Source organism: Tenggerimyces flavus, from assembly GCF_016907715.1.
Lineage (GTDB): Bacteria > Actinomycetota > Actinomycetes > Propionibacteriales > Actinopolymorphaceae > Tenggerimyces > Tenggerimyces flavus.
The window spans coordinates 557,142-568,649 of sequence record NZ_JAFBCM010000001.1; the positions used below are offsets into that span (position 1 = coordinate 557,142).

General features: G+C 68.5%; 12 protein-coding genes. 6 read left to right on the forward strand and 6 right to left on the reverse strand.

What is annotated here, in order from left to right:
* Positions 1-9: 9 nt before the first annotated feature.
* Both JOD67_RS02735 and JOD67_RS41655 read left to right on the forward strand, forming a co-directional pair.
* Positions 10-1,560, forward strand: coding sequence for a CYTH and CHAD domain-containing protein (locus JOD67_RS02735; protein ID WP_205114661.1), 1,551 nt, complete (start codon positions 10-12; stop codon positions 1,558-1,560).
* Entirely contained in the window at positions 1,557-2,405 is an 849-nt protein-coding gene (locus tag JOD67_RS41655; RefSeq protein WP_205114664.1) for an NUDIX hydrolase, read from the forward strand. Before JOD67_RS02735 ends, JOD67_RS41655 begins: the two co-directional genes overlap by 4 nt.
* A gap of 8 nt (positions 2,406-2,413) precedes the next feature.
* Here JOD67_RS41655 and JOD67_RS02745 read toward each other — a convergent pair whose 3' ends face one another.
* From JOD67_RS02745 to JOD67_RS02765, 5 genes are all read right to left on the reverse strand, one after another.
* On the reverse strand, positions 2,414-3,655 hold the full coding sequence (locus JOD67_RS02745; protein WP_205114666.1) for an MFS transporter: 1,242 nt from the start codon (positions 3,653-3,655) through the stop codon (positions 2,414-2,416).
* 76 nt (positions 3,656-3,731) lie between these two features.
* The gene (locus JOD67_RS02750) at positions 3,732-4,094 is read right to left on the reverse strand and encodes a YciI family protein (protein ID WP_205114668.1); all 363 of its coding nucleotides are present in this window, start codon (positions 4,092-4,094) and stop codon (positions 3,732-3,734) included.
* Between the two features lie 31 nt (positions 4,095-4,125).
* Positions 4,126-4,791, reverse strand: a complete 666-nt coding sequence (locus tag JOD67_RS02755; protein WP_205114671.1) for a TetR/AcrR family transcriptional regulator — start codon at positions 4,789-4,791, stop codon at positions 4,126-4,128.
* 7 nt (positions 4,792-4,798) lie between these two features.
* Entirely contained in the window at positions 4,799-5,311 is a 513-nt protein-coding gene (locus tag JOD67_RS02760) for an SRPBCC family protein (RefSeq protein ID WP_205114673.1), read from the reverse strand.
* Between the two features lie 98 nt (positions 5,312-5,409).
* Complete coding sequence (locus tag JOD67_RS02765) at positions 5,410-5,835, reverse strand: DMP19 family protein (protein WP_205114675.1); 426 nt, start codon at positions 5,833-5,835, stop codon at positions 5,410-5,412.
* 309 nt (positions 5,836-6,144) lie between these two features.
* On the opposite strand from JOD67_RS02765, the gene JOD67_RS02770 reads away from it, so the two are divergent.
* From JOD67_RS02770 to pstB, 4 genes are all read left to right on the forward strand, one after another.
* A complete protein-coding gene (locus JOD67_RS02770; protein ID WP_205114676.1) occupies positions 6,145-7,269 on the forward strand; it encodes a phosphate ABC transporter substrate-binding protein PstS in 1,125 nt (374 codons plus the stop codon).
* 101 nt (positions 7,270-7,370) lie between these two features.
* The gene (gene pstC, locus JOD67_RS02775) at positions 7,371-8,357 is read left to right on the forward strand and encodes a phosphate ABC transporter permease subunit PstC (RefSeq protein ID WP_205114677.1); all 987 of its coding nucleotides are present in this window, start codon (positions 7,371-7,373) and stop codon (positions 8,355-8,357) included.
* Positions 8,358-8,365: 8 nt separating this feature from the next.
* Positions 8,366-9,448: a phosphate ABC transporter permease PstA gene (gene pstA, locus JOD67_RS02780; RefSeq protein WP_239553699.1), complete on the forward strand. Its 1,083-nt coding sequence runs from the start codon at positions 8,366-8,368 to the stop codon at positions 9,446-9,448.
* A 21-nt stretch (positions 9,449-9,469) separates the two neighbouring features.
* The gene (pstB, locus tag JOD67_RS02785; protein WP_205114679.1) at positions 9,470-10,249 is read left to right on the forward strand and encodes a phosphate ABC transporter ATP-binding protein PstB; all 780 of its coding nucleotides are present in this window, start codon (positions 9,470-9,472) and stop codon (positions 10,247-10,249) included.
* Between the two features lie 668 nt (positions 10,250-10,917).
* Here the strand turns inward: pstB and JOD67_RS02790 are convergent.
* Positions 10,918-11,481: a TetR/AcrR family transcriptional regulator gene (locus JOD67_RS02790; RefSeq protein ID WP_205114680.1), complete on the reverse strand. Its 564-nt coding sequence runs from the start codon at positions 11,479-11,481 to the stop codon at positions 10,918-10,920.
* Positions 11,482-11,508: the final 27 nt, after the last annotated feature.

Here is an 11,508-nt window from a genome sequence, read left to right on the forward strand (position 1 = left end):
CCACCGCCCATGGCGCAAAGCCGGAACGGCTCGCCCGAGATCGTGCGCGAGAAGGAGTACAAGTTCCGCGTCCACGGGCAGTACCACCTTCCCGACCTGTCCTTGCTGGTCACCGTTGCCGACGGCGGCACGGTCGTGCTCGACGCGACGTACTACGACACCGCGGACCTCCGGCTCGCCCGCGAGGGCGCGAGCCTGCGGATGCGGACCGGCGGCTCGGACGAGGGCTGGCACCTGAAGCTCAAGGTCGCCGACGAGTCGGGCGCGGGCGTCCGGGACGAGATCCGGCTGCCGCTGTCGGGGAAGCGCGGCGCCGCGCCGCCGGACCAGCTGCTCTCGCTGGTGGCTGTCTTGACCGCTGGGCTTCCGGTCGAGCCGCGGGCGCGGCTGCGGACCGAGCGGGCGATCCGGATCCTGTCGAACGGCGCCGGCATCGAGCTGGCCGAGCTCACCGACGACCGGGTGAACGTGCTCGAAGAGGGTGCGGTGGCTGCTCAGTTCCGCGAGCTGGAGCTGGAGCTGCGGCCGGACGCCGACGAGAAGACGCTCGACCAGGTGTGCCGGCTGCTGGTCGACGAGGGCGCTGTCGCTGGTGGGTTCACCTCGAAGGCCGCGCGAGCTTTGGGTGGTCGCGCCTCTTCGCCGCCCGAGGTGCCCGCACCGGAGCCGGTGTCGGAGAAGTCGCCGGCGCGGTCGTTGTTGCAGTACCAGCTGGCGACGTACGTACGCGCGCTGCGCTCGGAGGACATCCGGGTGCGGCTGGATCTGCCGGACTCGGTGCACCAGTTCCGAGTCTCGATCCGGCGGCTGCGTTCGGTGCTGCGGGTCTTCCGGCCGCTGCTCGACACGTCGTGGAGCGAGCCGCTGCGGGAGGAGCTGCAGTTCGTCGCGTCTCTGTTCGGGCCCGTCCGGGACACGGAGGTGCAGCTGGCGCGGCTCGAGTCGCATGCTGCTTCGGCGTTGCCCGCGGAGTCGGCTGAGGACGTACAACGGTTCCTGCGGCGGAGGCTCGGGGCGGAGCTTTCTGAGGCTCGTGAGCAGGCTTTGTCGTTGCTGGGCGGGTCGCGTTATCTCAAGCTGCACGAGGCTTTGGTCGAGGCGGTGCGTGCGCCGCGGACGAAGGACGATGCCGAGCGCTCGTCGCGCAAGGTGCTGCCGCCGCTGGTCGAGGACGCTTGGAAGAAGCTGTCGTCGGCCGTGTCGAAGCTGTCGCTCGAGGATCCGGACGAGGTGTGGCATGCGGCGCGGATCAAGGCGAAGCGGGCTCGTTATGCCGCCGACGCCTGCGCGCCGGCGTTGGGGAAGCCGGCGAAGCAGCTGGGGAGCCAGCTGTCGTCGGTGACCGACGTGTTGGGTGAGCATCAGGACTCGGTGGTCGCTGCCTCGACGCTGTCGCGGTTGGCGTTATCGGGCCGGGTGCCGTCCGCGACGGCGTACTGGCTCGGGGTGCTGCACGAGCGCGAGCTCGGGCTGACGGCTGCCGCTCGGGCGTCCTTCGCCGCGGTGTGGCAGGAGGCCAGCAAGCGCAAGTACCGCGAGTGGGTGCACGGCGGATCGTGAACACCGAGGTTCTCGCCGCCGGCGCGGTGGTGTGGCGCCGTACCGCGATGGGGGAGGTCGAGGTCGCCCTCATCCATCGGCCGAAGTACGACGACTGGTCGTTCCCGAAGGGGAAGCTCAAACCCGGCGAGTCGCTGGCCGCCGCGGCTGTGCGCGAGGTGCACGAGGAGACGACGATCGCCATCCGGCTCGGCGTGCCGTTGCCTCCGGTGTCGTACCCGTTGTCGAACGGGACGCGCAAGGTCGTGCACTACTGGGCGGGGCTGCCGGTCTCGACGTCCTCGTTCGTGGCGTCGGAGGAGGTGGACCGGCGGGAGTTCGTTCCGCTGGGTCATGCACGCCGGCGGCTCACCCATGCGCACGACGCCGCTTTGCTGGACGCCTTCTCGCCGTTGGTCACGACGCCGCTGGTGGTCCTGCGGCACGCGAAGGCCTCGGCGCGGGTGGAGTGGCCCGGGGCGGATGTCGACCGCCCGCTGTCTCCTGTGGGTGAGGAGCAGGCTCTTCGGTTGGTCGAGCTGTTTGCCTCGTACGGGATTTCGCGCGTGGTGTCGTCCGATGCGCTGCGCTGCCTGGAGACCGTCCGGCCGTACGCGTCGTCCCTCGGGCTTTCGATCGAAACCGAGCCGGCCTTCTCCGAGGACGCCTCTTTGGCAGTGACGCGCGAACGGGCCTCGATTCTGCTCGACTCCGTCCGCCCGACGCTGGTCTGCAGCCACCGCCCGGTGTTGCCGACCCTCTTCGAGACGCTGGGCATCGAACCGGTCGCCCTGCCCCCCGCCTCGCTAGTCGTCATCCACCGCGCCGGCCGCACGAACGTCGCTACCGAGCTGCACGAGGCTTGAGGCCGTCCTCAGGGGACGGCATCCGCCGGATCCTCGGCGCGGGCGCCGATGCGGCGGGCGGAGGGGGCGAGGTACAGGTACGTGGCGGCGAGGACGCACAGCACGGCGCCGACCAGCAAGGGGGCGATCGGCGCGACCTCGTACAAGCCCGTCCCGACGACGGGGCCGACCATGAACGTGAGGCCGATGTTCGCCGACACCAGACCCGACACCGCGCCCTGCTCGTGCGGCCGCGCGACCAGCGTCGCCGCCGTTGTGTAGCCGGGGATCGCGAGCCCGACGCCAGCCGCGAGCAGCGCCATGCCGACGGTGATCGACCAGAGCTGGCCGCCGACCGCGATCACGACGAACCCGACCAACGCGATGGGTACGCCGACCCGAAGCAGCCGCAGCACGTGCCATCCGAGGCGCGGGACCACGACGCCCTGCGTGAGAACGAGGACGACGCCCGTCACGAAGAACGCGATGCCCACCGCGCCAGCCGTCTGCTCGGAGTCCAGCCGGAGCCGGTCCGCGACCAGGAAGCCGATCACGATCATCATCGACAACCCGAGGTAGACCACGAACCCCACCGCCAGGATCGGCAGCAGCCGCCGGTCGAACGGGCTGATCCTCGCCCGCGCCTCCCCGACAACCTTCTGCGCAAGCGGCGCCGGCTTGAGTGCGACGGCCAGCACGACGAACAGAACCACCAGCACCGAAGGCGAGATCCACAACGGCAGCAGCACGGACACCGTCGCGAGCGCGCCGCCGGCCAGCGGGCCGAGGACGAACGACAGTCCCTGCGCGGCACCGACCAGGCTGACCGACTTCGTCCGACTCGCTTCGTCCGTAGTCGAAGACGCCGCCAGCGCCACCCCCACGACGGGAGCGGCGGCGATGCCGGCGCCGAACAGCAGGCTGCGCGTCAGCAGCATCCCCGCGAACGTCCACCCCGCGCGGTTCTCCCCACCCAACCCCCACTCCACCGCCGCGGCGAACCCCGCGAGACCGAGCGCGGCGAGACCCACGCCAGAAAGCAGCACGGCGCGCGGACCGATCGTGTCCACCGCCCGGCCCCACACCGGGCTCATCACCGTCAGCGCCGCCGCGGCGATCGTCACCACGAGACCGAGCTGAAACTCGCTCAGCCCCAGCTCCCGCGCCAACGGGGCGAGCAGGGGGGTGAGCAGCTGCTGAGCGGAGAACGTGACGAGGACCGCGGCGAGCGCGAAGCCCAGCCCGCGGCCCTTGGTCACAGCAGCGGTCACGGCAGTCACCTCAGGCCCGATGCGTACGGCGTAAACATTATGCAAGGGTGACCTAAGAAACGACTGCGGTCAAGCGTTAGAGATCGATGCCTGTCGAGTGGATGACCGGCCGCACCTCGAGCGTGTTGAGGTGCGCGTCCGGGACCTGGCTCGCGATCTCGATGGCGCGTTCCTTCGTCGCGGTGTCGACGAGGTAGTAGCCGGCGAGGAACTCCTTCGACTCCAGGTACGGGCCGTCGGTCTGCACGACGGAGCCGTTGCGTACCTGCACGACGGCGGTCTGGTCGGGCATCGCGAGCGCCTGGGTGCCGACGAGCTCGCCGGACTCGCGGAGCCCGGCCAGGAACGGCTCGAACTTGCCCATCAGCTCCTCGTTCTCCGCCCTGGAGAGCCCGTCCATCGCGGCCGGGTTGAGCACGATCATGATCATGTACTTCATCGCTGGATCCCGTTCTGTCTCGGTGGACCTGTCATCGATCGGTCGGAGCCTGGTCGACGTTCTCGACATCGCGGCCAAAGATTCCGTCGAGGACGCGGGTGAGGTTCGCCTCGAAGTACTCCGGCGTCTCGTGCCGTTCGGTCCCGACCGCGGCTATCAGGGCGGGGTACGTGGCGGCATCGGCCGCCTCGACCATGCGGCGGCTGTACGTGCTCAGCCGGTCGAAGTGCGACATCAGCGTCTCGCCGTAGAGGAACTGAAACAGCAGGTTGTAGATCGACCGCGACGTCGCCGGGTCGAAGCCGGCGTCGGTGAGGGCCTGGAAGACGGCCTCGATCATCGGGAGGATGCGCGGGCTGGCCAGGCCTTCGTGGGCGAGGACGCGGACGACCCAGGGATCGTCGCGGAACCCGTCGTGCATCGTCCACATCATCCGCGCGATGCGCTCGCGGGGCGCGCCCTCGGTGACGGGCTTGTCGACACGGCTGGCGAGGGCGTCGAGCATACGGATCAGCAGGTCCTCGCGGTCCGTGACGTGCCGGTACACCGCCATCGGCGAGGCGCCGAGCTCCTCGCCGATGCGGCGCATGCTGACCGCCTCGACGCCGTCGGACCGCGCGAGGCGGACGGCGACGCGAACGATCTCGTCGGCGCTCAGCGCACGTTGGCGCTTCCGGACCGGCTGCTGCTCGGGCACCCGCCCATCATGGCGTGTGGGCTTGGACGTACGTGGCCGCCAGCTCGGTGGCGCGCTCGAACGGGTCATACGCGGGCGTCGTGCCGTCGAGCAGTGCCTCGATCTGCTCGAACCCGACATGCCACCCGGCGCCCTGGACGATCGCGGAGTCGCGCTCGGGACAGGTCTGGGTGAACTCGAGCCGGCAGCCGCCGTCGGCGGTGTCGTGGAGCTGCCAGCGGAGGCGGTCCTCGCCCCAGGTGTACTCGAGCAGCTTCGGCGGATCGGCCGCGATCAGCTCACCCTGCGCCGCGTCGGCGTCGGTGAGCCCGAACTTCGCGCGCTGCTTGTCGGTCGGCGCGAACGTGAGCTTGGCGCCGACGGTGACGTCGAAGTCGACGACCGCGGGGAACCAGTTCCTGAGCTCGCCAGGATCGGTGAGCGCGCGCCAGACCTTGGCCGGCGGATGCTTGAACGTGCGCTCGAACGCCAGCTGGTACCCGCCATCGGTCTCGGTCACGACGCCCAGAGTCTGTTCCATGGCGGCTATATAACCGTGATGGCATGTTGCCTGTCAAGCGCGCCAGGGCCGGGGTCGCTAACGCGTTTGCTCCGGTTCTTGCTGCTCCATCCGGGGTGTCATGCCGATCCGGGTCGAGGCCGCAGCGGCCTGGAGTTGCCAGGCTCCGCGAAGGCGGCGCGGTGGTGGCGCCAGTAGGTGAAGGCGGCGTCGACGAGGTGTTGGTCGGTGGGCAGGAGCTCGTTGTACGTGTCGTCCAACTCCTCGACGCGTTCCTCCTGCTCCGGATCGTCCGACAGAGCCACGGCCTCGGCCACGACGTCGGCCAGCTCGATGAGGCCGTACGCCCGGAGCGCGGCGATCGCGGCAGGGGCGAGGTCGGCGCCGACCGAGCAGCTGTGCGACAGGCCGCCGTTCATCGTCAGCCCGTGGAACGCCAGCACAGCCCGCAACCCGTCGTCGCCGGCCAAACCCACGCCAGCGTCGGCCGCGCAGGCGAGGCTCCACACTCGATCGAAGAGCTCCCGCTCAATCGCCTCGACCATGGGCAGCAACCGTAGCCAAGCCCCACCCTTGGCGCGGCAAGCGCAGGTCAGTAGTCTGCCGGCGCACGAGGCACGCGCTAGCCGTTCGCAGTTGACCCGCGACGCTGTGGCAGGGCGCGGGGTTGTTCATGTGACGGATGCCACTGCGTTGTGTCGCTGTTCAAATAATGCCGACCGACGTTCACCACGCGTTCACTCCACCCCGCACGCGGTTTCACCTCCAATCCCTACGTTCCGTGGTGGGGCTGGGCATCCTGCGCGGCTCCAGCATGACCTCGACACGTTCAGGAGAAGACCCCAGTGAAGCTCATGCGGTACGGACGCGTCGCGGCCGTCCTCGTCGCTGGCGCGCTCGCGCTTGCGGCGTGCGGCAACGACCCCACTGGTCCGGGTAGCGACAGCAGCGCCTCCCCCGACAGCACAAGCACCGGCGGTGGCAACGGCGGCGGTGACCTCAAGGGCAACCTCGCGCTCGGCGGTGCCACGTCGCAGGAGTCCGCGATGCAGGCGTGGATCGCGGGCTTCCAGTCGGCCAACCCCGACGTCACGGTGAGCTACGACCCGACGGGCTCCGGCGGTGGCCGTACCGGCTTCCTCGAGGGCTCGTTCGCGTTCGCCGGCTCCGACTCGGCGATGGACGACAAGGAGAAGGCGACCTCCAAGGAGCGCTGCGGCGGCACCGAGGCCATCCACCTCCCGGTCTACATCAGCCCGATCGCCGTCATCTACAACCTGCCGGAGGCCCCCGACCTCCAGCTGTCCCCGGCGACGATCGCCAAGATCTTCAACAACAAGATCACCAAGTGGAACGACGCCGCGATCGCGGCCGACAACGCCGGCAAGACGCTGCCGGACACGGCGATCAGCCCGGTGCACCGTTCCGACGAGTCCGGTACGACGGACAACTTCACCGACTACCTGAAGGCGACCTCGGCGGCCGACTGGCCGCACGAGCCGGACGGTGAGTGGCCGATCCAGGGTGGCCAGTCGGCGCAGGGCACCTCCGGTGTCGTGCAGACCGTCCAGGGTGGCCAGGGCACCATCGGCTACGCGGACGCTTCCAAGGCCGGCTCGCTCGGCAAGGTCAAGGTCAAGGTCGGCTCGGAGTGGGTCGCCCCGACGCCCGAGGGTGCCGCGGCCGTCGTCGACGCTTCGCCGAAGGTCGAGGGCACGCCCGAGCACGACTACGAGATCGAGCTCGACCGCAAGACGACCCAGTCCGGCGCCTACCCGGTCGTTCTGGTCTCGTACGAGGTTGCCTGCCTGAACTACCCCAAGGCTGAGGAGGGCGACCTGGTCAAGGCGTTCCTCGGCTACATTGCCAGCGCCGACGGCCAGAAGGCGGCCGCTGACGCCGCCGGTTCGGCTCCGGTCTCCAGCAAGCTCGAGGCCGACCTCAAGGGTGCTGTCGACGCCATCACCAGCGGCGCCTGACAAGTCGAAGCAGACACTGGTGAGCGGGGGCTGCCGAGGTGCAGCCCCCGCCTACCGCCGCCCATGGTGACCACCGGCAGACCGATGGGGAAGGTGAAGAAGTGACGGCAACCACCGGTCAGCAATCTCCCAAGGACTTAGCTCCGGATCCGACCGGCAAGAAGAAGGTCGTACGGATCGGTGACCGGGTCTTCTCGTTCAGCGCCACCGCCGCTGGCTCGCTGATCCTCATCGTCCTGGCCGCGGTCGCGATCTTCCTGGTCCAGCAGGGCTGGCCGGCGATGACGGCTCCGATCGAGGAGCTCCAGGAAGTTCCCGGCTTCACGTACAGCAACATCCTCGCGTACGCCGGACCGCTGGCCTTCGGAACGCTCCTCGCTGCGCTCATCGCCCTCGTGATCGCCACCCCGATCGCGGTGGGCATCGCGCTGTTCATCTCGCACTACGCGCCCCGCCGGCTCGCCTCGGGCCTCGGCTACGTGGTCGACCTGCTCGCCGCCATCCCCAGCGTCGTGTACGGCCTGTGGGGTGGCCTCTGGCTGATGCCGCAGATCTTCCCGTTCTTCGAGTGGCTGGCGAAGTACTTCGGCTGGATCCCGATCTTCGCGGGTCCCGCCGCGAGCCCGCCGCGCACGATCCTGCTCGCCGGCGTCGTCCTCGCGGTGATGATCCTGCCGATCATCACGGCCGTCTCGCGGGAGGTCTTCCTGCAGACGCCGAAGCTGCACGAGGAAGCCGCGCTCGCCCTCGGCGCCACCCGGTGGGAGATGATCCGCATGGCGGTCATCCCGTTCGGCCGGTCCGGCGTCATCAGCGCCGCGATGCTCGGCCTCGGCCGCGCGCTCGGCGAGACGATGGCGGTCGCGATGGTGCTCTCCCCCGGCTTCCTGTACTCGTTCTTCCTGCTCAAGGCTGGCCAGCAGCAGTCGATCGCCGCGAACATCGCCCTGAAGTTCCCGGAGGCGAACGCGCTGGGTGTCGCCGTCCTGATCTTCAGCGGTCTGGTGCTGTTCGTGATCACGCTCGCGGTCAACATGCTCGCCCGGTGGATCATCAGCCGGCGCAAGGAATTCTCGGGGGCCAACTGATGACGACCATGACGACCCCTCCCACGGCTCCGTCGGCTCCGGACCATTCGCTGATCGCCGGCTCGCTGCCGAGGTACGCCACCCCCGCCATCCTGGTCGGCTCGCTCGCCGTCGTCGCCGCTGTGCTCGCCCTGCTCGGCGCGTTCAGCATCCCGGTCTGGGTCATCCTGGGCATCGTGTTGTTCGCGCTCGCGAACTACATCACCTCGCGCGTCGTCGAGGGCGGCCGCAAGGCGACCGACCGGTTCGTCACCACGGTGGTCTACTGCGCGTTCGGGCTCGCCCTGATCCCGCTGGTCACCGTGCTCTGGACGGCGGTCGCGAACGGCATCGAGCGGTTCAACCCGTACTTCCTCACCTACACGATGCGCGGCGTGTTCGGCGGCATGGACGCTGGCGGCGCGTACCACGCGATCCTCGGCACGCTGATGATCACCGCGCTGGCCACGCTCATCTCGGTGCCGATCGGCCTGATGACCGCGGTCTACCTGGTCGAGTACGGCAAGGGCTCGCTGGCGCGCGGCATCACGTTCTTCGTCGACGTGATGACCGGCATCCCGTCGATCGTGGCCGGCCTGTTCGCGTACGCGTTGTTCGCGCTGTTCTTCGGACCGGGCATCCGGATGGGCATCATCGGCGCGGTCGCCTTGTCGGTGTTGATGATTCCGGTCGTCGTACGCTCGTCGGAGGAGATGCTCAAGCTCGTCCCGAACGAGCTGCGCGAGGCCTCGTACGCTCTGGGTGTACCGAAGTGGCTCACGATCGTGAACGTCGTGATCCCCACCGCGCTCGCGGGCATCGTCACCGGTGTCACGATCGCGATCGCCCGCATCATCGGCGAGACGGCACCGCTGCTGATCGTCTGTGGTGTGGTCGACTCGTTGAACCTGAACCCGTTCGACGGCCGGATGATGACGTTGCCGGTCTACGTCTTCCGCCAGTACAGCCAGGGCCTCGCCCCGAACGGCGTCGTCACCATCAACTACGACCGAGCTTGGGCCGCCGCACTCACGCTTATCATCATCGTGATGCTGCTCAACCTCATCGCACGACTGATCTCGTACTTCTTCTCCCCGAAGACCGGCCGCTGAGCTCATAGAAGGAACACGACCATGGCCAAGCGCATCGATGTCTCCGGACTGAACATCTTCTATGGCTCGTTCAAGGCCGTCGAGGACGTGTCGATGACCATCGAACCGCGATCGGTGACGGCTTTCATCGGCCCGTCCGGCTGCGGCAAGTCCACGTTCCTGCGCGCGCTGAACCGGATGCACGAGGTGCTCCCGGGCGCGCGCGTGGAGGGCAAGGTCGCGATGGACGGACAGGACCTGTACGGCTCGGGCGTCGACCCGGTGCAGGTGCGCCGCGAGATCGGCATGGTCTTCCAGCGGCCCAACCCGTTCCCGACGATGTCGATCGCCGAGAACGTGCTGGCCGGCATGCGCCTGAACAACAAGCGCATGAACAAGAAGGCGGCCACCGAGATCGTCGAGCGCTCCCTGCGCGGCGCGAACCTGTGGAACGAGGTCAAGGACCGCCTCGAGCGGCCGGGATCGGGTCTGTCGGGTGGTCAGCAGCAGCGCCTCTGCATCGCCCGCGCGATCGCGGTCGAACCCCAGGTGCTGCTGATGGACGAGCCCTGCTCCGCACTGGACCCGATCTCGACGCTGGCGATCGAGGACCTGATCGCCGAGCTGAAGGAGCAGTACACGATCGTCATCGTGACGCACAACATGCAGCAGGCTGCGCGAGTCTCGGACGCGACCGGCTTCTTCAACCTGGCCGCGCAGGGCAAGCCGGGGCGGTTGATCGAGATGGACAGTACGCAGAAGATCTTCAGCAACCCGAGCGAGAAGTCGACCGAGGACTACATCACCGGCCGCTTCGGCTGACCGCCCTTTTTGGGATGAAGGGCACCTTCATCCAAACCTATTGGATGAAGGTGCCCTTCATCCAAGCGTGGCGAGGTCTGGTTGGGTCGGGGGCACCCTGGTCCGGACCTATGGGACTGGGGTGCCCCTCACCCAAACTCTCGGGCGCGCCTGTCCGTGATCATGAACGTGATCATGAAGGCGACTCTGCGTATACGACTGGTTTGGCTTCATGATCACGCATCACGGGCGGGATGTGGGTGGCGAAGCTCTTCTGGGTCTGGTGCTGTCTTGGTGCGGTGTTCCTTTGAGAGCTGTTCGGGAGTTTGGTGCTCTCGGGGACTGTGGCGGCGGTCGATTGTGGTGGCCGGTCCGAGGCGCGTCAAGGGCGCCTCCCAGGGGGCGCTTCGCGCAGACGGAGAGATGCGTCGCTTCGCGATCTTCGACCCTTGACTCGCCCCGGCCCGGCCACCTGTTTTTCACGCGCCGCCCCTGCCCCCCGGAACAGGTGTCCCGGGGGAGGTTCCTTGTTGCGTGGGTTTGTTGCCGTCCTCGCGTCGCTTGTTGGCTTCCCCCGGTCTCTTGTGGCTCGGATGAAGCCGGGTGGTTCCGTTCCCGCTGTTTTGAATGAAGGGCACCTTCATTCAATAGGTTCGAATGAAGGTGCCCTTCATAAACACCTGGCTGGGTCAGCCGAGGCGGAGGGGGGTGAGGTCGATGAGGTCGGCGAACTCCTCCGCCGCTGCGTCGACCCTCGCCGGGTCGGTCGCCACTAGGCGGTCCAGGGCCAGGCCGTCGAACGTGCCCAAGATCAGGTCGGTCACCGCTCCAGCTCGATCCGGCGGTACGCCGAAGGCCACCAGGCCGGTGCGCACTCCCTCGCGCCACTGGCCGCGGAGCGCTTCCGGTGCGGTGCCGAAGCGGTCCGGCTCCTGCGCTGCCAGTACGCACGTCTCCACGTAAAGCCGCGTCACCTGCCGCCCCACCGGTCCGATCACGCCCGACCACACGTGCCGGACCATGTCGCCGAGCGTGCGCACGTCCGGCCCCGGCGGCCCGAGAGCCGCGCCCAGCTGCGTCTGGGCAAGCGACAAAACGGCGCTGACCAGGCGTTCCTTGCTCCCAAAGTGGTAAATCAGCATCCGATCGCTGGTCCCGAGCGCCGCGGCCAACGGGCGGAGTGAGAGGCCGACCAGGCCGTGCTCGAGGACGTACTCCAGCGCCTGGGCGGTAAGCGACTCACGGCGATCCATCGGCGCACCGTAGCAGCTGCTACAGTC

Bases quoted from the DNA above. Each gene is read 5' to 3' on its own strand.
- JOD67_RS02735 (WP_205114661.1), top strand. From the start codon at position 10: ATGGCGCAAAGCCGGAACGGCTCGCCCGAGATCGTGCGCGAGAAGGAG.
- JOD67_RS02750 (WP_205114668.1), bottom strand. From the start codon at position 4,094: ATGAAGTACATGATCATGATCGTGCTCAACCCGGCCGCGATGGACGGG.
- JOD67_RS02760 (WP_205114673.1), bottom strand. From the start codon at position 5,311: ATGGAACAGACTCTGGGCGTCGTGACCGAGACCGATGGCGGGTACCAG.
- JOD67_RS02765 (WP_205114675.1), bottom strand. From the start codon at position 5,835: ATGGTCGAGGCGATTGAGCGGGAGCTCTTCGATCGAGTGTGGAGCCTC.
- JOD67_RS02770 (WP_205114676.1), top strand. From the start codon at position 6,145: ATGCGGTACGGACGCGTCGCGGCCGTCCTCGTCGCTGGCGCGCTCGCG.
- pstA (WP_239553699.1), top strand. From the start codon at position 8,366: ATGACGACCCCTCCCACGGCTCCGTCGGCTCCGGACCATTCGCTGATC.
- pstB (WP_205114679.1), top strand. From the start codon at position 9,470: ATGGCCAAGCGCATCGATGTCTCCGGACTGAACATCTTCTATGGCTCG.
- JOD67_RS02790 (WP_205114680.1), bottom strand. From the start codon at position 11,481: ATGGATCGCCGTGAGTCGCTTACCGCCCAGGCGCTGGAGTACGTCCTC.